Annotated in this window: 17 protein-coding genes; 11 read left to right on the forward strand and 6 right to left on the reverse strand. The window is 64.6% G+C overall.

Annotated elements, in window-relative coordinates:
- The first annotated feature begins 15 nt into the window (after nucleotides 1–15).
- From N2604_RS13580 to N2604_RS13595, 4 genes are all read left to right on the forward strand, one after another.
- Nucleotides 16–1,746 carry a cation:proton antiporter gene (locus N2604_RS13580; RefSeq protein ID WP_260375129.1) on the forward strand — a complete coding sequence of 577 codons (1,731 nt, stop codon included), beginning with the start codon at nucleotides 16–18 and terminating at the stop codon, nucleotides 1,744–1,746.
- Nucleotides 1,747–1,922: 176 nt separating this feature from the next.
- Nucleotides 1,923–2,999: a 3,4-dihydroxy-2-butanone-4-phosphate synthase gene (gene ribB / locus N2604_RS13585; protein WP_260375130.1), complete on the forward strand. Its 1,077-nt coding sequence runs from the start codon at nucleotides 1,923–1,925 to the stop codon at nucleotides 2,997–2,999.
- 128 nt (nucleotides 3,000–3,127) lie between these two features.
- Entirely contained in the window at nucleotides 3,128–4,342 is a 1,215-nt protein-coding gene (locus N2604_RS13590) for an acyl-CoA dehydrogenase (RefSeq protein WP_260375131.1), read from the forward strand.
- A gap of 132 nt (nucleotides 4,343–4,474) precedes the next feature.
- Nucleotides 4,475–5,392, forward strand: coding sequence for an MBL fold metallo-hydrolase (locus N2604_RS13595; RefSeq protein ID WP_260375132.1), 918 nt, complete (start codon nucleotides 4,475–4,477; stop codon nucleotides 5,390–5,392).
- A 73-nt stretch (nucleotides 5,393–5,465) separates the two neighbouring features.
- Here N2604_RS13595 and N2604_RS13600 read toward each other — a convergent pair whose 3' ends face one another.
- Both N2604_RS13600 and N2604_RS13605 read right to left on the reverse strand, forming a co-directional pair.
- Nucleotides 5,466–6,320 (reverse strand): DUF1499 domain-containing protein, encoded by an 855-nt coding sequence (locus tag N2604_RS13600; RefSeq protein ID WP_260375133.1) that lies wholly within the window; start codon nucleotides 6,318–6,320, stop codon nucleotides 5,466–5,468.
- Between the two features lie 279 nt (nucleotides 6,321–6,599).
- Nucleotides 6,600–8,228, reverse strand: a complete 1,629-nt coding sequence (locus N2604_RS13605; protein WP_260375134.1) for a fatty-acid--CoA ligase — start codon at nucleotides 8,226–8,228, stop codon at nucleotides 6,600–6,602.
- 65 nt (nucleotides 8,229–8,293) lie between these two features.
- On the opposite strand from N2604_RS13605, the gene N2604_RS13610 reads away from it, so the two are divergent.
- Nucleotides 8,294–9,376, forward strand: coding sequence for an extensin family protein (locus tag N2604_RS13610; protein ID WP_260375135.1), 1,083 nt, complete (start codon nucleotides 8,294–8,296; stop codon nucleotides 9,374–9,376).
- A gap of 36 nt (nucleotides 9,377–9,412) precedes the next feature.
- Here N2604_RS13610 and N2604_RS13615 read toward each other — a convergent pair whose 3' ends face one another.
- Nucleotides 9,413–10,093, reverse strand: coding sequence for a L,D-transpeptidase (locus tag N2604_RS13615; protein ID WP_260375136.1), 681 nt, complete (start codon nucleotides 10,091–10,093; stop codon nucleotides 9,413–9,415).
- Between the two features lie 339 nt (nucleotides 10,094–10,432).
- Between N2604_RS13615 and N2604_RS13620 the strand changes: the two genes are divergently transcribed.
- From N2604_RS13620 to N2604_RS13635, 4 genes are all read left to right on the forward strand, one after another.
- Complete coding sequence (locus N2604_RS13620) at nucleotides 10,433–11,410, forward strand: magnesium transporter CorA family protein (protein ID WP_197947616.1); 978 nt, start codon at nucleotides 10,433–10,435, stop codon at nucleotides 11,408–11,410.
- Nucleotides 11,411–11,615: 205 nt separating this feature from the next.
- The gene (locus tag N2604_RS13625) at nucleotides 11,616–11,834 is read left to right on the forward strand and encodes a hypothetical protein (RefSeq protein ID WP_260375137.1); all 219 of its coding nucleotides are present in this window, start codon (nucleotides 11,616–11,618) and stop codon (nucleotides 11,832–11,834) included.
- 192 nt (nucleotides 11,835–12,026) lie between these two features.
- Nucleotides 12,027–12,536 (forward strand): Uma2 family endonuclease, encoded by a 510-nt coding sequence (locus N2604_RS13630; RefSeq protein WP_260375138.1) that lies wholly within the window; start codon nucleotides 12,027–12,029, stop codon nucleotides 12,534–12,536.
- A gap of 846 nt (nucleotides 12,537–13,382) precedes the next feature.
- On the forward strand, nucleotides 13,383–14,387 hold the full coding sequence (locus N2604_RS13635) for an IS110 family transposase (RefSeq protein WP_260371175.1): 1,005 nt from the start codon (nucleotides 13,383–13,385) through the stop codon (nucleotides 14,385–14,387).
- Between the two features lie 250 nt (nucleotides 14,388–14,637).
- Here the strand turns inward: N2604_RS13635 and N2604_RS13640 are convergent, their stop codons facing one another.
- Entirely contained in the window at nucleotides 14,638–15,390 is a 753-nt protein-coding gene (locus N2604_RS13640; protein WP_260375139.1) for an SDR family NAD(P)-dependent oxidoreductase, read from the reverse strand.
- A gap of 26 nt (nucleotides 15,391–15,416) precedes the next feature.
- Nucleotides 15,417–16,058 (reverse strand): pyridoxamine 5'-phosphate oxidase, encoded by a 642-nt coding sequence (gene pdxH / locus N2604_RS13645; protein ID WP_260375140.1) that lies wholly within the window; start codon nucleotides 16,056–16,058, stop codon nucleotides 15,417–15,419.
- Between the two features lie 113 nt (nucleotides 16,059–16,171).
- Between pdxH and N2604_RS13650 the strand changes: the two genes are divergently transcribed.
- Together N2604_RS13650 and N2604_RS13655 are read left to right on the forward strand one after the other, a co-directional pair.
- Nucleotides 16,172–16,579: an RT0821/Lpp0805 family surface protein gene (locus N2604_RS13650; RefSeq protein ID WP_311740001.1), complete on the forward strand. Its 408-nt coding sequence runs from the start codon at nucleotides 16,172–16,174 to the stop codon at nucleotides 16,577–16,579.
- A 157-nt stretch (nucleotides 16,580–16,736) separates the two neighbouring features.
- Nucleotides 16,737–17,699, forward strand: a complete 963-nt coding sequence (locus N2604_RS13655; protein ID WP_260375142.1) for a J domain-containing protein — start codon at nucleotides 16,737–16,739, stop codon at nucleotides 17,697–17,699.
- 314 nt (nucleotides 17,700–18,013) lie between these two features.
- Here N2604_RS13655 and N2604_RS13660 read toward each other — a convergent pair whose 3' ends face one another.
- Complete coding sequence (locus tag N2604_RS13660; RefSeq protein ID WP_260375143.1) at nucleotides 18,014–18,784, reverse strand: anti-sigma factor; 771 nt, start codon at nucleotides 18,782–18,784, stop codon at nucleotides 18,014–18,016.
- Nucleotides 18,785–18,791: the final 7 nt, after the last annotated feature.

The raw sequence follows: 18,791 nt of genomic DNA on the forward strand, positions 1-18,791 counted from the left end.
ACGGACCCATTTGGCATGCACGAGCTCATTCGCGACATCACTCTCTCTATCCTGTTTGCCTGGATGCTGGGCCTGCTCGCCCATTTCTCCCGGCAACCGCTGATCCTGGCCTACCTTATCGCCGGCTTCTGCATAGGTCCATTCGGCGCCGGCTGGGTCCATTCGCAGGAATCGATCAGCGTCATCTCCGAGCTTGGCCTGATCTTCATGCTGTTCATGATCGGGCTCGAGATCGACCTGAAGAAGATCGTGCGGGCAGGGCGGGTGATCCTGTTCGCGGCGGGCAGCCAGCTGCTCGGCGGCTGCCTGCTCGGGGTTGTGTTCTTCGTCGGCATCGGCCTGTCGCTCGGCGGCGGCCATTTCGATGCGGTCTATCTCTGCGTCGCCTGCGCGCTGTCGAGCACCGTCATCATCGTCAAGGTGCTCTACGAGAAACGCGAGCTCGATACGCTGCCGGGCCGCATCACGCTCGGCGTGCTGGTGCTCCAGGACATCTTCGCCATCCTGTTCCTGGCGGTGCAGCCGAGTCTCGCCAATCTGCAGGTCAGCGTCATCCTGCTCTCGATCGGCCGCGTCGCGGTGCTGGTCGCCGCCGCGCTCTTGGTCAGCCGCTATGTGCTGCCGCGCCTGTTCCACCAGATCGCCCGGCGGCCCGAGCTGATTCTGCTCGGCGCGCTGGCCTGGTGCTTTCTCGTCGCCGAGACGGCCGAGCGGCTGTCGCTGTCGCGCGAGATGGGCGCGCTGATCGCCGGCGTCTCGCTCTCGACCTTCCCTTACGCGCTCGACGTGACCGCCAAGGTCACCACGCTGCGGGACTTCTTCATCACGCTGTTCTTCGTCGCGCTCGGCATGACCATTCCCGTGCCCGGCCTCTCGGTGATCGGCCTTGCCTTGATGATCGCGGCGTTCACGGTGGTGAGCCGCCTCGTCACGACCTTCACGCCGCTCTACCTGATGAAGCAGGGCCTGCGCGCCAGCCTGCTGCCGGCGCTCAACCTCGCGCAGATCTCCGAATTCTCGCTGGTGGTGATCCAGACCGGGGTCACCGACCACCACATCGCAGCCGAGACGGCGAATGCCGCCTCCTTCGCCTTCGTGGTGCTGGCGGTGCTCTCGACCTTCGTGATGACCCGCAGCGACGAGATCACCCGCTGGGCGATCGGCCCGTTGAAGCGGATCGGCCTGCGCGATCTCGACCACGGCAACGGCCACGCCGAGGAGGACCACGAGGGCGGCCATGGCGAGGCCCGCCGCATCGTCATCCTCGGCTTTTTCCGTGCGGCGAGCGCGCTTCTAGCCGAGATCGAACGGCAGACGCCGGTGCTGCTCGAGCAGATCACCGTGGTCGATTTCAACCCCAATGTGTACAAGACCCTGCTTTCGCGCGGCTTGCACGTGATCTATGGCGACATCAGCAATGTCGACACTCTGATCCACGCCGGCATCGGCAAGTCCGAGATGATCATCCTCAGCGTGCCGGATTCGCTGCTGAAGGGCGCCACCAACGAGAAGCTGGTCCGTCACGTCCGCGCGCTCAATCCGACCGCTCTGATCGTCGCCACGGCCGACCTGTTGGCCGACGTCGGCGCGCTCTACGAGGCCGGCGCCAGCTACGTCACCGTGACCCGGCTCAGCGATGCACATGAGCTGTTTACCGTGATCGAAGCCGCCCAGGCCGGCCTGCTCGCGGACAAGCGCGCCGAGCTCGATCAGCGCCTCGGCGAGCGCCGAGAAGTGCTGCCCTGACGGCGTCGGGCCGCCTTCCTTGCGGGCAATCTGCGCCTATATCGCTGGTATGCCCGGTGCAAGCCTGAAACCCACCGGCAGGCCCGCCCTCAGGCATATGTGGTTGCGCTGGGGAGACTAGCGCCCCGACCCAAGTCCGGCTAAGCCTCCCGGCCATAACCGATAGAGATTGGGAAATGCCCGATAGCATTCAGGAAGTCTTGCAGGCCTTTGCCCGGGGTGAGCTCGTGGTCGTCACCGACGACGAGGACCGCGAGGGCGAGGGCGATCTGATCGTCGCCGCCTCGCTCTGCACCGCCGAGAAGATGGCTTTCATCATCCGCCATACCTCCGGCATCGTCTGCGCGCCCGTGACGACCGAGGACGCGCGCCGGCTGCGGCTCGATCCGATGGTCGCCCACAACGATTCCGCGCACACCACCGCCTTCACGGTCTCGATCGACTACAAGCCCGACGGCGGCACCGGCATCTCCGCCGAGGAGCGCGCCTCGTGCTGCCGCGCGCTCGCCAATCCCAATGTCGGCGCCCACGACTTCGCCCGGCCCGGCCACATCTTCCCGCTGATCGCCAAGGACGGTGGCGTGCTGCTGCGCTCCGGCCATACCGAGGCCGCCGTCGACCTCTGCAAGCTTTCCGGCCTGCCGCCGGTCGGCGTCATCAGCGAGCTCATGAACGACGACGGCAGCGTGATGAAGGGCGAGCAGGTCGCGCAGTTCGCGGCCAGGCACAAGCTCAAGCATGTCACCATCGCGGACATGATCGCCTACCGCCAGGCGCGCGAGAAGCTGATCGAGCGGGTCTCGACCTTCGTCACCGACAGCCCGATCGGTCCCTTGCAGGGCTACGCCTACCGCTCGCCGTTCGATTCCATCGCCCACGTCGCCTTCGTCTACAACGGCGTCGGCGACGGCAAGAACGTGCTGACGCGCTTCCATAAGCCGAACATCGTCAAGGACACCTTCACCGGCCACAAGCGCATGGCCGCCGTGCTCGAGCATTTCAAGAAGGCCGGCCGTGGCGTGCTGGTTTACTTGCGCGACGGCGCGGCCGGCGTGCCGGTTTCGCCGCTGCCGGACGAGACATCGACGGAGGCCGACCGCAACCGTCAGTGGCGCGAGGTCGGCGTCGGTGCGCAGATCCTGCGCGACCTCGGCGTCACCTCGATCCGGCATCTCACCTCGTCGGTGCACGACTACAAGGGTCTGTCGGGCTTCGGTATCGAGATCGTCGCCAACGAGCAGCTCGAGAGCTGACCAAGTCGTTTCCGGCGCACCGTTGTGCGAGCCGGAACGACCGAAATCAGGATGCAATTGAACTTGTTGCCGCGGCGCTTTAATTTGTCGGGCAATTATCGACGGAACCAGACGCGAAAGGACGTTTCATGAGCGTGCGCCCTCAGGCCAAGGACAAGCCGGCTGCGGCTTCTTTCCAGTGGGACGATCCGTTCCTGCTCGACGAGCAGCTCACCGAAGACGAGCGCATGGTGCGCGACACTGCCCGTGCCTATGCCCAGGACAAGCTGCTGCCCCGCGTCTCCAAGGCCTATCTCGAGGAGAAGACCGATCGCGAGATCTTCAACGAAATGGGCGAGCTTGGCCTGATCGGCATCACGCTGCCCGAGGAATATGGCTGCGCCAATGCGAGCTACGTCGCCTATGGCCTCGTCGCGCGCGAGATCGAGCGGGTCGATTCCGGCTATCGCTCGATGAACTCGGTGCAGTCCTCGCTGGTGATGTACCCGATCTACGCCTATGGCGACGAGAACCAGCGCAAGAAGTACCTGCCCAAGCTCGCCAGCGGCGAGTGGGTCGGCTGCTTCGGCCTGACCGAGCCCGATGCCGGCTCCGATCCGGCCGGCATGAAGACCCGCGCCGAGAAGGTGTCGGACGGCTATCGCCTCACCGGCAGCAAGATGTGGATCTCGAACGCGCCGATCGCCGACGTCTTCGTGGTCTGGGCCAAGTCGGCCGCCCATGACAACCAGATCCGCGGCTTCGTGCTGGAGAAGGGCATGAAGGGCCTGTCGGCCCCGAAGATCGGCGGCAAGCTCTCGCTTCGCGCCTCCATCACCGGTGAGGTGGTGATGGACGGCGTCGTGATCCCGGAGGACGCCCTGCTGCCCAACGTCTCCGGGCTCAAAGGTCCGTTCGGCTGCCTCAACCGCGCCCGCTACGGCATCTCCTGGGGCGCGCTGGGCGCTGCCGAGGACTGCATGCATCGGGCCCGTCAATACACGCTCGATCGCAAGCAGTTCGGCAAGCCGCTCGCCGCGACCCAGCTGGTGCAGAAGAAGCTGGCGGACATGGAGACCGAGATCGCGCTGGGGCTTCAGGGCTCGCTCCGCGTCGGCCGCCTGATGGATGAGGGCAAGTTCGCGCCCGAGATGATCTCGATCATGAAGCGCAATAATTGCGGCAAGGCCCTCGACATCGCCCGCACCGCCCGCGACATGCACGGCGGCAACGGCATCTCGATCGAGTATCACGTGATGCGCCATGTCCATAACCTCGAGACGGTCAACACCTATGAGGGCACCCACGACGTCCACGCCCTGATCCTGGGCCGCGCGATCACGGGCATTCAGGCGTTTTTCTGATTGGGTTCTCCGTCATTCCGGGGCGCCCGAAGGGCGAACTATGGTGCGCACTTGCGCACCAGAGAATCTCGAGATTCCGGGTGCGACGCTTCGCATCGCCCCGGAATGACGTCAAAGAACAAAGAAGAAGCCATGTCCGACAACGACGACGTCCCGTTCAACCGCAACTTTCCGTTGAAGCCCGGCATCGTCGAGGAGGTCCGCCCCGGCGTGCGGCGCGTGCTCTGCAACAATCCGAGCCCGTTCACCTTCACGGGCACGGTCAGCTACATCGTCGGCAAGGGCAATGTCGCGATCATCGATCCCGGTCCGGATAATGCGGCGCATGCGGCGGCGCTGCTCGATGCGGTGCGCGGCGAGACGGTGACGCACATCTTCGTCACCCACACTCATCGCGATCATTCGCCGAACACCGCGCGCATCAAGCAGGCGACAGCTGCGCCGGTCTATGCCGAAGGTCCGCACCGCGCCTCGCGCCCGCGGTTCGAGAGCGAGAAGCACAATCCGGAATCCGGCGCCGACCGCGATTTTGCCCCGGACGTCAGCCTCGCGCACGGCGACGTGGTGGAAGGCGACGGCTGGCGGCTCGAGGCCGTGGCGACGCCCGGCCACACCGCCAATCATCTGGCATTCGCCTGGCCCGAGCGGAAGTTCAATTTCGTCGGCGACCACGTGATGGGCTGGTCGACCTCGATCGTGGCGCCGCCCGACGGCTCGATGATCGACTACATGGACTCGCTCGACCGGCTCGCGGCCCGCGAGGAGGACCTCTATTTCTCGGGCCACGGCCCCGAGATTCCCGAGGGCCAGCGCTTCGTGCGCTTCCTGATCCGTCACCGCAAGGCGCGCGAGGCCTCGATCCTGCACCGCCTCGCCAAGGGTGAGACCGATATCCCGACCATGGTCCGAGCGATCTATATCGGCATCGATCCGCGCCTGACGACGGCGGCCGGCTATTCCGTTCTGGCGCATCTCGAAGACCTGGTCGCGCGCGGCGTGGTGGCGACGGATGGCGATCCCGTGATCGGCGGGACCTATCGGATGGCTTGAGGTCGAGTGGTGAATAGCAAGTATCGAGTAATCTGTCCTTCCACTCGCTATTCGCTACTCCCTATCGGCCACCTCACTTCTTCACCGTCTTCGCCGGCGCCTTGGGCGGTGCGACCGGGGTCTTCTTCACCGGCTTGAGCGCGTCGGCATCGGCGGCGGTGTTGAGGTCGTCGATGAATTTCTTGACGCGTGCGGCGTTGCTGCCGAGGTCACGGTCGAAATTGCGCGACGCAGAGCGGATGTCGACGCGGGAATCATCGCCATCCGGCACGACCCTGATCGAAACGTCCTCGCGGAAACCCATGATCGGCGTGCGTGCGACCGCCTCGATGCGGCCGATGCGGCGCGGCGGCTGCGGTGTGCGCTCGTCGATCACGATCCATTTGCGTTTGTGGACGAGCTGAAGCGCGATCGCATAGGCGCGGTCCGCCGAGATCTCGAGCTCGACGGGCTCGATGTCGGGATAGAAATGGCGCTGCTGCTCCGCCGAATACAGACCGGCATAGACCGCGCTGTTGGTGCCCTCGCCGGTGCGCAGGCGCGCCAGCGCGTCGAAACGCGGCGGATCGATCGGGTCGGTGGTGATGTCGTAGATCGCCGGCAGCTTGCGATATTGAAGGGTCAGATAAGCGGGGTAGGCGAGGATCGCCCCGTCGATCAGGAAGGCGAGCAGAATGCGGGCCATGCCGCGCGAGCCGTTCTGCCAGATCGCGGCAAAGCCGGCGAGCCCGAACAGGATCGAGAGGCCTGATATCGCGAGCCCGCCGATGAACGTCGCAAGTGCCGGCTTCGGCTCCAGGAAGTCGAAACGGACGACGATGATCGACACCAAAACCGCCACCACCGCGAACACGGCCAGATTGCGCGCCCAGCTCGCGAGGCTGGACATGGGCTCCGACTGGTAGGGAGCGGAAAACCTGCGGGCCATCGGGTGAAGCTCTGCCGGATGTTGAGCGCGGTGCCGGCCGATTGGCGCGACGATGGGCCGTTGAGACCACGGCGCGGGGGCAAATTCAAGGGTCGATCACCCTCTTACCCTCCCCTGGAGGGGGAGGGTCGATCGCGCGCAGCGCGAGCGGGGTGGGGTGATCTTTCCACACGGCAGTGTTGGTTGCGGGGAGACCTTCACCCCACCCCGTCTCACATTTCGCTGCGCTCCAATGTGAGCCGACCCTCCCCCTCCAGGGGAGGGTGGGCACCAACGTCCCTACGCCGCCGCGTTCGGGAAGCGATAATCCTTGAACTGGTCGCGCAGCGCCGTCTTCAGGATCTTGCCGGTGGCCGTATGCGGAATGCCGTCGACGAAAGCGACGTCGTCGGGCATCCACCATTTGGCGATCTTGCCCTCCATGAACTTCAGGATGTCCTCGCGCGTGGCCTGCTGGCCCTGCTTGAGCTGCACGACCAGAAGCGGCCGCTCGTCCCATTTGGGGTGGAACACGCCGATCACGGCGGCTTCCGCCACGGCGGGGTGGCCGACCGCGAGGTTTTCGAGGTCGATCGAGGAGATCCACTCGCCGCCGGACTTGATCACGTCCTTGGAGCGGTCGGTGATCCGCATATAGCCGTCCTCGTCGATGGTCGAGACGTCGCCGGTGTCGAAGTAGCCGTCCGCGTCGAGGATGTTGGCGTCGAGGCGGTAATAGGCCTTGGCGACGGCGGGGCCGGAGACCTTGAGGCGGCCGAACGTCTTGCCGTCCCAGGGCAGCTCCTTGCCGGCATCGTCGGTGATCTTCATCTGCACGCCGAACGGCGCATAGCCCTGCATCTGCAGCACGTCGAGCCTGGCATCGCCGGTCGCATTCTGGAACGGCGGCTTCAGCGCCGCGACGCTGCCGATCGGGCTCATCTCGGTCATGCCCCAGGCGTGGCGGACGTTCGAGCCCATGTCGAGGAAGGCCTTGATCATCGAGCGCGGCATCGCCGAGCCGCCGCAGATCACCATCTTCAGATCCGGCAGCTTCAGATTGTTCGCGGCCATGTGCTGAAGCAGCATCAGCCACACCGTCGGCACGCCGGCGGTGTGCGTCACCTTCTCGGTCGAGAGCAGCTCGTAGACCGAGGCGCCGTCGAGCTTGGCGCCCGGCATCACCAGCTTGGTGCCCTGCGAGGGGGCGGAGAAGGCGATGCCCCAGCTGTTGGCATGGAACAGCGGAACGACCGGCAGCATTGTCTCGGACGCACTGGTGCCGAGCGCGTCGACGTTGTTGGCCATCAGCGCGTGCAGCACGTTGGAACGATGCGAATACAGCACACCCTTGGGGTCGCCCGTGGTGCCCGACGTGTAGCACATCGCGGCCGCCGTGTTCTCGTCAAAGTCCTTCCATTTGAACTTGCCGTCGGCCTGCGCAATCCAGTCCTCGTAGGCCACCGCATTCTTCAGAGTGGTCTCGGGCATGTGGGCCTTGTCGGTGAGCACGACGTAGCGCTCCACGCTTGTCAGCTTGTCGGCGATCTTCTCCAGGACCGGAACGAAGGTGATGTCGGTCATCACGATGCGGTCCTGCGCATGGTTGATGATCCAGGCGATCTGCTCGGGGAAAAGGCGGGGATTGACGGTATGGCAGATGGCGCCGATCCCCATGATGCCGTACCAAGCCTCGAGATGGCGCCAGGTGTTCCAGGCGATCGTTGCGACACGGTCGCCGAGCTTGATGCCGTCGTGTTCCAGCATCTGCGAGACCTTGAGCGCGCGCTTGTGGATCTCGGCGTAGGTGGTGCGATGGATCGGTCCCTCGACCGAGCGTGTAACCACCTCCTGCTTGCCATGAATCCTGGCGGCGTGTTCGATGATCCGGTGGCAGAGCAGGGGCCAATCTTGCATCAAACCAAGCATTCCGACGTTCCTCCGAGAAGTCGCTGGGCGCATTGTCGCTCTCAGCGTTGGGCCAAAGAATTGACATGAGTTTTAGCCTGCCGGACTTTCGCCGCAAATGGTCTTGTCGCGGCTATATGTCCGCTGGCGCGGCAATGGTTACCGTCGCGCTGGGGCTGGTGCTTGTGCCTGCGGAGAGGGCGGAGGCGCGGAAACATCCTGCGCCCCTCGATATCTTCGGCCTTGGTACACCACGGCCGCGCGCGGCCGCTCGTGCCGCCCGGATTCCACTGCCGAGACCGCGGCCCGCAGAGGCCCCCAAAGCGACCGATGAGGCTCCGCCCGAAGCGGAGGGTAAGCCGTCTGCCGACCAGCCGGCCGCCGACAAGCCTGGCGAGGCTGCGCCACCCCAGAAACAGGCCTCCGCCTGCCGCCTCGCGCTGACCGAGGACATTGCAATCGCGCCCTCGATCCCGGATATCCGCGGCCCCGGCGCCTGTGGCGGCGAGGATCTGGTGCGGCTGGAGGCCATCGTGCTGCCGGACAAGCGCAAGGTGACGGTCAAGCCGGCGGCGATCCTCCGCTGCACCATGGCGTCCGCGCTCGCCGATTGGCTGCGCAGGGACATCGTGCCCCTGGCCGCCAGCCTCGGCTCGCCCATCAGCGACCTCGATAATTTCGATTCCTTCGAGTGCCGCGGCCGCAACCGCGTCGCTGGGGCGATGCTGTCCGAGCACGGCAAGGCCAATGCCATCGACATCCGCGCCATCAAGCTCGCCAATGGGCAGTCGATCGGCCTCACCGACCGCACCACCTCGCGCGAGGTGCGCGAGCGCGTGCTGCATTCGGTCTGCGCACGCTTTTCCACCGTGCTTGGCCCGGGCTCGGACTGGTACCACGAGGACCACATCCATCTCGATCTCGCCCAGCGGCGCAACGACTACCGGATCTGCCAGTGGAACGTCTGGGATCCGCTGCCTCAGGTTGCTCCGCTGCTGCCGGCGGAACGTCCGCAGGAGGCACCGCCGCGCGAGGTCGCGGCCAAACCCGAGGCAAAGGAGGGCGCCGACGACGGAGGGGCGGAGACACCTCCTGCGCCTGCGGACAAGCCGGCGGCGGATGGCAGCAAAACCCGGTCGCACCAATCGGCAACAAAAAAGCGCCGGTGAAACCGGCGCTTTTGAAAGCCCTCAGGCAATGCCTGCTCAGTAGGATGAATAGGCCCCGCCGCCCTGGAGCGCGAGGCGCGAATTGTAAGGCGAATCGCCATGTTTGGGCTCGAGCACCACGACGATGGTGCCGACTTTGACGCGATCATAGAGATCGATGGCGTCCTCGTTGGTGAGGCGGATGCAGCCCGACGAGATCGAGGCGCCGATATATTCCGGCTGGTTGGTGCCGTGGATTCGGAACAGCGTGTCCTTGCCGCCCGAATAAAGGTATATCGCTCGGGATCCCATCGGATTGTCCGGACCCGGCGCAACATAGGTCGGCACGCCGAGGCGCGAAATCTCGCCGGGGGTGGGGTGCCAGGCCGGCCACTCCGTCTTGCTGCCGACCTTGGCGATGCCCGACCAGGCCATGGCCTCTTCGCCGACGGTGATGCCGTAGCGGATCGCCTTGCCGCCCTCCAGCACGTAGTAGAGGTAGTGGTTGTCGGAATCGACAACGATTGAGCCCGGCGATTCCTTGCGGTGGTATTCGACGATGGCGCGGCGGAACGGCTCGGCGACCGGGGTGTTCTCGTACCGGACCTTGGCCAGGAGTTCCTTGTCCTTCGGCTTGAAGGCCTTGGTGTCGGTCGCCTCAAAATGAGTGGCCTGCATGCAGCCCGACAGCATCAGGCCAGTGGCCAAAATCCCAAACTTAACTTTCAGCGACGACATGGTTTGGTTCCAATCAAAACAATACCGTGCGGAAGGGGCCTGAGCTTAGCGCCCAAGTTCCTCGACTCCGTTAATCCCATTATCGTTGAAATCTGCCACAATTCCAGCGCTGAAGCCGTTTTCCCAGGCTGCAAGACCCCAGCTGTGGCTTTTCTGCCGCAAATTTGGGGACGCTGTGAGGGTTTTTGAGGTGAGACGCACCAGACTGTTCCTTCCGCGCCACAGTTGAGCCCCGACAGCGCCACAAATGCAAACGCTCCGTTAATGTTGTTGTCATCGTGAACGTGTCAGAATCGCGCTAAGGGCTGTCATTCTGTCGCAGGATCTCTGGAGCTTTTGATGTTTTCGGTGTTCGTTCCCTCCGAGACCTCCCTCAAGAAGGCGGTTATCGAGGATCTCACGGCGCTGCCGGAGAACGCGGTCTGGATCGACCTCGTCAACCCCTCGGCCGCCGAGGACAAGGCCGTGGAGCGGCTCGCGGGTATCGCCATCCCGACCCGGGAAGACATGCAGGAGATCGAGATCTCCAGCCGGCTCTATATGGAGAACGGCGCGCGCTACATGACCGCGACGCTGATGTGCCACTCCGATACCGACATGCCCCGGACCACGGCGGTGACCTTCATCCTCGGCGACCACCGCCTGGTGACGGTGCGCTACGACCTGCCCAAGCCCTTCGCCCTGGTCGAGGCCAAGCTCGCCCGCTCCTGCACCCCGTCGATCACCGGCGAGATGGTGCTGATGGAACTCCTGGACGCGGTGATCGACCGCTGCGCCGACATTCTGGAGCGCTGCGGCGCCGAGATCGACCAGGTCTCCCACGAGATCTTCGAGCCGGAGAGCGAGCGCCACGGCCACGCCAAGCGATATTCCCAGATCCTGATCTCGATCGGCCGCAAGGGCGATTTGACCTCGAAGGTTCGCGAGAGCCTGGTCTCGATCGGCCGCGTCGTGACGTTCCTGTCCGCCGTGGTCGAGGGCGTGAAATGGTCCAAGGACATGCGCGAGCAGCTCAAGACCATGCAGCGCGACGTCGCCTCGCTGACCGATCACGCCTCCTATCTCTCCAGCAAGATCACCTTCGTGCTCGACGCCATGCTCGGGGTCGTCAACCTCGAGCAGAACAACATCATCAAGCTGTTCTCGGTGATGGCCGTCGTCTTGATGCCGCCGACGCTGATCGCCTCGGTCTACGGCATGAACTTCAAGGTGATGCCGGAACTCGAATGGGTGCATGGCTACCCGATGGCGCTGGTGATGATGCTGATCGCCGCCATCGTCCCGTACTGGATCTTCAAGTTCAAGAAGTGGCTGTAGGAATCGCGCTCCAGCAAAGATACCTACCGAGACCTTACGCCGCTCGCACAGACACGGTGTATCGTGTCGCAGAATAGATCGGCATTGCGGCGACGCGGTGATGTGTGTGTCATGCCGCAATTCCTCCGGTAAAATTTGAGCGGTGGGCTGAACGTTTGCGCGAAACTTGTCTGCGATAAGCAGGGCGTAGCCGCGAGGAACAGCCATGGTTGAGAAACACATAACGTCGCCCCGCAACGTCATCGATCTGGCAAACTATCGTCAGGCGATGTCGAGCGGCAAGGCGCCGTCGATGTCGGCACGCATGTGCCGGCACTGTGGTGCTCCGCTGCTCGATGGTGAGAACGACGACGACTGCTCGACTGCATTCAGCACGGCCGCTCCGCGGCCGCGCGAGCGGTCACGTCGGATTCGACTCGATTGAGGAACGGAAGGTAAGGGCGATCCAGGTCTTGCGGCGGCGTTGTCTGGATCGCCTTGCTTCCCTCTCGCAGCTCCTCGCTGAGGTTCGGCTGCGGCCTGATGTGGGGCATAGCGCTCCGCCCCAGTCCTCCTTATCTCTATTGGTGTTCGCGGCGGAGCCGGTTAAGCTGCGATCGTGCCATCGGAGGCGCCGATGGGTGCTGGAATCAAAGAACCCAGCAAAGACCCCGCGAAGGCCGGGCGGATGTCTGGCGAACGCTTCCGCGCGTTCCAGGAAGGTCGCCCGGACCATGAACGCCGGGAACTCATCGCAGGTGTCCCCATGATGATGACGCCGTCGTTCTCAACGACGCTCTGGCGGAGCACGACCATGGCCGCATCGCAATGCAGCGTTCCGGCATCGAGCTCGGGTCGGGCGAATTTCCGCCCCGAGCCGGATGTGGCCGTGATCGATGCCGACTACGAACCGGGGCAGCGGTTCGTGGACCGTGCTTATCTGCTGGCGGAGATCGTCTCGTCCACCGACGGCACGCGCGTGCCCGACACCGACGCGAAGTGGATCGACGTCAAGCGGACCATCTATCTCGCGCATGCAGCCTGCGAAGCGGTGCTCATCATCGAGCAGGATCGGATGGAGGTGCGTCTCGATACAAGGACGTCGGCTGGTTGGAGTTCGCAGCGTTGGGTCCGGCCGACGAACTGAAGCTCCCTGCCTTCGGGCTGCAATGCCCGGTCGCCGATCTCTATGAGGGAACGCCGCTACAGCCGCGGCGCGGACGCAAGCGGTCCGCCTGAGCCTCATCGTCGCCCGTCGGGCAAAACACCGGGCGAGGCTGTCAATCCGTCATCGCGAAAATATTCAGCTTTACCGAAATTCGGTTTCGGCGTATGTGTCGTCCATCCCGGCTCATCCAAGAGGGGCGATCTTGTGGTCGTCACTGTCGCGAGCCGGGCTTGCGGTGGACGCGGCAGCGTCGGCACGAGAGGTGCGGGCAGGGCGGGTAGTCCCTGTGAGTCCGTAACCGCGTGCGGACGACGGCGCTGCTAGGCTTCGTCTCGTCTGTAAGTTTCCGGCTTCGTCGACAGGGCTCGGGAATACTGCGGCGAAATGGCGGGCCGTGCGTACGGCAAAACCGTGTGGTCCTGGCCGTCGTTGCTACGGTCAAGCTTCTGCGGAGGTGCGAGCGAGCCCAACCGGGCAGACTGCATCATGCAATTCGTGGGGCGAGGGAGGCCAGAAGGAAAGTTCGGCTCCCGGGAGAGCACGGCATAAGCCGTCCGACCATCGCGCAGGGAAGGCCGAGTGATCGGCACCACCTGTATGCTGCTGTGCGGTTCTTCCTGCGTGTGCTTTTCGCGCAGCGGACCGCGGGTGCGAGCCGGCACCCGGTCTTCCCTGCGCCCTTGTGCCCCCGAAATCTGGCAGGATGTGGCAACGGGCGGTTGGATCAGAACCGCCCGTTGCCGGAACTGAGCCCGTTGCGCCCAAAGGCGACAGAGCCTGCTAAAGAGCAAGGGACAGCTCCGGTGTCTTCCTCAACCCGAACAGTTGCAAGGGCTGCGAGCCCGTACCAGGCAAGGAAGGGAGTGGATGATGACACAAGACGATCTGGTTGTCGTCGGCATCGATGTCGCCAAAGACAAGATTGATGCGTGCATTCGGGCCGTAACGGAGCGGAAGACTTGCCCAACAACCGCGGCGGGGCGACGGAGCTTGATTGCATGGCTTCGCAAGCATCGGGTCGGCAAGGCAGTGATGGAGGCAAGCGGCGGCTACGAGCGGGTATGGGCCAAGGCGTTGCGCCAAGCAGGGCTGGAAGTACGGATCGTCGATCCCAAACGGGTTCGCCATTTTGCGGAATCGGCGGGACGCCTTGCGAAAAACGACAAGATCGACGCGGAGATGATCTCCTGGTTCGCCGAGACATTCAGCGAGGCTCCCAGCCAAGTCGACAATCCCGCTCACGAGGAGATGAAGGCACTGGTGAGGGGACGCCAAGGCCTGATTGACGTCAGGGCTCGCCTGGAAATGCAGAAGGAGCATGAAGCGCCGGCCCTTGTTCGGAAGGCTCGCGCGCGTCTTCTTAAGAAGCTAGCTGACGAAATCGCCGCGCTCGATACCGCGATCGCGGCGACGATCAAGACAACGCCGGACTTTGCCAAACGCGCCGAGATCATCCAGAGCGTACCAGGCTTTGCTGAGGGGACCGCAATGGCGCTGCTTGGAGGACTACCGGAGCTGGGGCAGGTGAGCGATGAAGTTGCCGCCGCGTTGGTGGGCGTTGCTCCTTATGACGACGATAGCGGCAAACGTCGAGGTGAACGCTGCATCAAGGGTGGCCGCCGCTGGGTGCGAAATGCCCTTTACATGCCCTGCGTCGGCGCCGCGACGCTGAACAATCCGGTGTTCAAGGCCTTCTATGAACGCCTGATTGCCAAGGGCAAGCCGCCAAAGATCGCGATCGTCGCCTGCATACGCAAGCTGATCATCATCCTCAACACCATGATCGCTCGCGGCGAGACGTGGGATCCGAAAAGATACAGGGTGGCTTGACGAGCGCGTCTATCTCGCGCTCGGACTTCGGCCGAGCGCATGCCCAGCCCAAAGACCGGCGTGCAGACGGGGTCAAGGCCGTCAGCCGCCGAAGGCGGGGGTGCGCCAGCACCAGCCTTGAGCCCGTCTGATCGCCGGTCTACTCCGACCCCAGTTGCTCTTGGATTGGAGGGTGACGTGATGAAGCAAAGCTCGGGCGGAATGCGCCGCGAGGCCGCGAAGCTGTGTCTGACGCAATGGCGCGAACCGATTACACGTGCTGGCCGCCGTTGATGTGGATCTCGGCGCCGTTGACGTAAGAGCTGGTGTCCGTGCACAGCACATAGATGATCTTCGCCACTTCGTCGGGCGTGCCGAGGCGGTGCATCGGGATCTGCTGCTCGACGATCTTCTCGGTGCCGGGCGACAGAATCGAGGTGTCGATCTCGCCTGGGGCGATCGCGTTGACGCGCACGCCGATGCGGCCGAAGTCGGAGGCCATCTCGCGCGTCAGCGCGGCGAGCGCCGCCTTCGAGGTGGCATAGGCGGCGCCTGCGAAGGGGTGCACGCGCGATCCCGCGATCGAGGTGACGTTCACGACCGATCCCTTGGCCGCCTTCAATTCCTCGATCAGTCCGCGCGCCATCATGATCGGCGCGAAGAAGTTGACATTGAAGACGTGGGTCCAGGTGTCGAGGTCGGTGTCGACCGAGCCCAGCCGGGAGCCGCCGGAGCCTTTCGGCGAGATCGCGGCGTTGTTGACCAGCGCATGCAGCGTGCCGCCTTCCAGCCGGCTGCGGATCTCGGAGATCGCGCGCGCGGTGTCCTCGGGGTTGCCGAGGTCGACCTGGATGTGGTCCTCAGGGCCGGCGTCCCAGGGGCAGTCCTCCGGGAAAGGATGCCGCGAGCAGGTGATGACGCGCCAGCCCGCCGAGGAGAAACGGATCACGGTGGCGTGGCCGATGCCGCGGCTGGCTCCGGTCAGGAGCAGCGTACGGCGCGGCGCATTGGACGAATGCGGCATGGACATCTTTCAGGTCGGCCCAAAGCTTATGGATACATCCGCGTCTTGGACCACGGTTGGCCGGCCGCGTCACGGCGAAATTCGATGCGGTCGTGCAGGCGGAACGGGCGGTCGTGCCAGAACTCGATCCGTAACGGCGTGATGCGCCAGCCGCTCCAGCCCGGAGGCCGCGGCACTTCGCCGATGACGTATTTGGCCGCGACCTTGGCGATGGCCTGCTCGAACGCGAACCGGCTCTCCAGCTCTTGCGATTGCTTGCTCGCCCAGGCGCCGATCTGGGCCTGCTTCGGTCGCGTCGCGAAATAGGCGTCGGCCTCGGCGTCGGTCACCGGCGTCACGTTGCCGCGGATGCGGACCTGACGGCGCAGCGACTTCCAGTGAAAAAGTAACGCTGCCTTAGGATTTGCGGCGAGCTCGCGGCCCTTCTGGCTGGCGATGTGGCTGTAGAAAACGAAACCCTCGGTATCGAAGCCCTTCATCAGCACCATGCGCACATCGGGCATGCCGTCGCGATCGGCGGTTGCGAGCGCCATGGCATTCGGATCGTTCGGCTCGCTCTTGATCGCCTCGTTCAGCCAGGCCTCGAACAACGCAAATGGCTCGTCGGCGGCGGTGAAATCACCGGATGTTAAGGGTGTCTGGTGTTTCATCGAGGTCGTGTCGGTCATGTCCGGAGTCCGAGTTGCGTCCCGCGGCCCAAAACGCGTTGTTGTCCGCTACCGCCCTATATAGGGCATGGGGACGCGTTGGCCTATCGGCGATCCGGCCGTCCGGCTTCGTCATGACGATGATTCTGATCGGGCTTGGTGCCGGCGGCTGCAGCTTTTCCCGCAACGACAGCAGCGCCTATGCCAAGGGCGAGGACAGCGACCTCACCGGCTCGATCGCGCGGCCGGCAAAGGACGCTCCCCCGACCGAAACCGATCTCGCCTTCACCCGCAACGCCGCCTCCGACGTCCTCAGCAAGGGCGACAAGGATTCCAGCCAGCATTGGGAGAACCCGGAGACCGGGGCGCGCGGCTCGGTGACGCCCATCGCCCAGTCCTACGCCGCCGAGGACGGGCGCAAATGCCGCGACTTCCTGGCGAGCTACGTCAACGGCAACACCGAAAGCTGGCTCCAGGGCGCCGGCTGCCAAAGCAGCCGTGGCCGTTGGGAGATTCATACGCTAAAGCCGTGGCGGAGCTGAGCATGATCCGGAAAAAGTGGGAGCCGGTCTTCCGATAGGCCATGCTCCAGACAAACTCGCGTTCCTAGTTGCAAAAATGCCACTCTCTTCCCACATGACCGGCAGGTGGGGCGGGGAGCCCTTTGAACAATTCGATTTCTTGAAGGAGACGTGACGAATGCGCGACCCCTATGAGGTCTTGGGGGTGCCGCGGAGCGCCAGCGCTGCCGCGATCAAGAGCGCCTATCGCAAGCTGGCCAAGAAGCACCATCCGGACAGCAACAAGGGTGATTCGAAGGCGGCCGAACGCTTCGCCGAGATCAACTCGGCCAACGAGATCCTCGGCGACGAGGACAAGCGCAAGCAGTTTGACCGCGGCGAGATCGACGCCGATGGCAAGCCGCGCTTCCAGGGTTTTCCCGGCGGCGGCGGCCCTCGCGGCCGCGCCGGCCCTGGCGGGTTCGAAAGCTATACGTTCCGAAGCGGCGGTGCGGGCGGCCCGGGCGGGGGCGCGTTCGAGGACATCCTCAACAGCATGTTCGGCGGCGGGATGCGCGGCGCGCGGCCCGGAGCCGGCGGCGGTGCCCAGTTCGAGTTCGACACCGGCGGCATCGGGCTCGATCTCGACGTCAACGTCGCCATGAGCGTCTCGCTGGAAGAGGCGGTCAAGGGCGGCGAGAAGCGTGTGCGGCTGCCGACGGGCAAGGAGCTCAACGTCAAGATTCCGCCCGGAGTCACCGAGGGCCAGCAGATCCGGCTGCGGGGACAGGGCGAAAGCGCGCAGGGCCATCCGCCCGGCGATCTCCTGATCACCATCAACATCGCGCCGCACCCGTTCTTCAGGGTCGAGGGCGCCGACCTCAGGATCGACCTGCCTGTCACGCTCTACGAGGCGGTGCTCGGCGGCAAGGTCCGCGTGCCCACCCTCGGCAATGCCGTGGAGCTCTCGGTCCCCAAGAACACCTCCAGCGGCCGGACCTTCCGTCTCAAGGGCAAGGGTCTGCCGAAATCCGGCGGGACCGGGGATCTCTTCGTCACCATCCGGATTATGCTACCGGACGGGAACGACGCCGAGCTTGAAGCATTGATGGAGAAGTGGCGGGACCAACACCCCTACAATCCACGTAGCGGGCTTGGTTAGGCGATCGACTGTAGGGGGTTCTCCTAAAGGACCACGGCATCGTCTTGGAGATGATGCTCATCATATGCCTGAGGCGTGGTAGCGCTTCATGGTTTCGACGTGTCGGCTGTCCGGCGGGGCAGCCGATAAAAAGGTGCGGCCTCGAGAGGGGGACCAGCGCGGTACCAAAAACCCCAATCGAGGCCGCCCGCGTCGATCGGCGGATCGAACGCCACTCATAATCGCGTGAACACCCGGTGCGATAATGAGACGCGTCGATGTCCTGATTCCAAATTTTCGATGACGGAATCTGGGCACCGCGCCTGTGCAGTTGTCTAGGTGCCGTTTTTCTCTGCTTGGTCGTAGACGGCCTGCGCCACCCTGGTCAGCCGCTCGCGATCACTGCTGCCGCTGACGACGTAGCCGACGCCGCGCTCGGCCCAGAACAACGCGCCGTCCTTGTCCGTCTTGGCGTAGCGCATTTGCGTTGCACCATTCTCGGTCTTGGCGCTGTAGATCGTGTACCGCTCGCCCGAGGCGCCCTCGTACATCAGGAACGACGCCGGACCGTTCGGTCCCGGCAGAAGCCGGCCGCCGACCAGCTTCAGCCCGCTCGCCTCCAGGTTCGGCGCGAACACGGTCCAGCCGCAGCGCCGGGTCAACCAGGCCTGCAAGTGATCGCGCTCGTTGCCGCCGACCTCCACGGGGTGGCGGACCTCCACGACGTAGAGGCGGTGGGCGCCGAGCGCGTCCGCCGTAAAGCTCTGGAAGGTCGAGGGTGCGTTGGCGGCGCCATGCGCCAGCCAGCCGGCGGCGCCGCCGGCGAGGAAGGCAACCAACACGGCCGCAGCGGCGCCGTAGAGCCATTGCCGCGGGCGGCGCTCCAGCCGCTCGAGCTCGAGCCGTGCGGGCACCGGCTCATGGGCCACCGAATCGTAACGGGCGTGCAGCATCTCGGCCATGGTCCGCCAGGACTGCACCCGCTCGGCGTCCTCGGGGTGGGCGGCAAGAAAGGCCTCGACGTCGGCGCGTCGCTCAGCCGGCAGCTCGCCGTCGACATAGGCGTGCAGTTCGTCCTCGGTCACTGGGATGTTGCGGTCGTTCATATCGATC

It is taken from the genome of Bradyrhizobium sp. CB1015 (genome assembly GCF_025200925.1).
In the GTDB taxonomy this organism is placed as follows: Bacteria; Pseudomonadota; Alphaproteobacteria; order Rhizobiales; family Xanthobacteraceae; genus Bradyrhizobium.

What these genes read in the sequence shown, in the direction of transcription:
- N2604_RS13580 (WP_260375129.1), top strand. Translation starts at nt 16, where the DNA reads ATGCACGAGCTCATTCGCGACATCACTCTCTCTATCCTGTTTGCCTGG.
- ribB (WP_260375130.1), top strand. Translation starts at nt 1,923, where the DNA reads ATGCCCGATAGCATTCAGGAAGTCTTGCAGGCCTTTGCCCGGGGTGAG.
- N2604_RS13590 (WP_260375131.1), top strand. Translation starts at nt 3,128, where the DNA reads ATGAGCGTGCGCCCTCAGGCCAAGGACAAGCCGGCTGCGGCTTCTTTC.
- N2604_RS13595 (WP_260375132.1), top strand. Translation starts at nt 4,475, where the DNA reads ATGTCCGACAACGACGACGTCCCGTTCAACCGCAACTTTCCGTTGAAG.
- N2604_RS13600 (WP_260375133.1), bottom strand. Translation starts at nt 6,320, where the DNA reads ATGGCCCGCAGGTTTTCCGCTCCCTACCAGTCGGAGCCCATGTCCAGC.
- N2604_RS13605 (WP_260375134.1), bottom strand. Translation starts at nt 8,228, where the DNA reads ATGCTTGGTTTGATGCAAGATTGGCCCCTGCTCTGCCACCGGATCATC.
- N2604_RS13610 (WP_260375135.1), top strand. Translation starts at nt 8,294, where the DNA reads ATGAGTTTTAGCCTGCCGGACTTTCGCCGCAAATGGTCTTGTCGCGGC.
- N2604_RS13615 (WP_260375136.1), bottom strand. Translation starts at nt 10,093, where the DNA reads ATGTCGTCGCTGAAAGTTAAGTTTGGGATTTTGGCCACTGGCCTGATG.
- N2604_RS13620 (WP_197947616.1), top strand. Translation starts at nt 10,433, where the DNA reads ATGTTTTCGGTGTTCGTTCCCTCCGAGACCTCCCTCAAGAAGGCGGTT.
- N2604_RS13625 (WP_260375137.1), top strand. Translation starts at nt 11,616, where the DNA reads ATGGTTGAGAAACACATAACGTCGCCCCGCAACGTCATCGATCTGGCA.
- N2604_RS13630 (WP_260375138.1), top strand. Translation starts at nt 12,027, where the DNA reads ATGGGTGCTGGAATCAAAGAACCCAGCAAAGACCCCGCGAAGGCCGGG.
- N2604_RS13640 (WP_260375139.1), bottom strand. Translation starts at nt 15,390, where the DNA reads ATGCCGCATTCGTCCAATGCGCCGCGCCGTACGCTGCTCCTGACCGGA.
- pdxH (WP_260375140.1), bottom strand. Translation starts at nt 16,058, where the DNA reads ATGACCGACACGACCTCGATGAAACACCAGACACCCTTAACATCCGGT.
- N2604_RS13650 (WP_311740001.1), top strand. Translation starts at nt 16,172, where the DNA reads ATGACGATGATTCTGATCGGGCTTGGTGCCGGCGGCTGCAGCTTTTCC.
- N2604_RS13655 (WP_260375142.1), top strand. Translation starts at nt 16,737, where the DNA reads ATGCGCGACCCCTATGAGGTCTTGGGGGTGCCGCGGAGCGCCAGCGCT.
- N2604_RS13660 (WP_260375143.1), bottom strand. Translation starts at nt 18,784, where the DNA reads ATGAACGACCGCAACATCCCAGTGACCGAGGACGAACTGCACGCCTAT.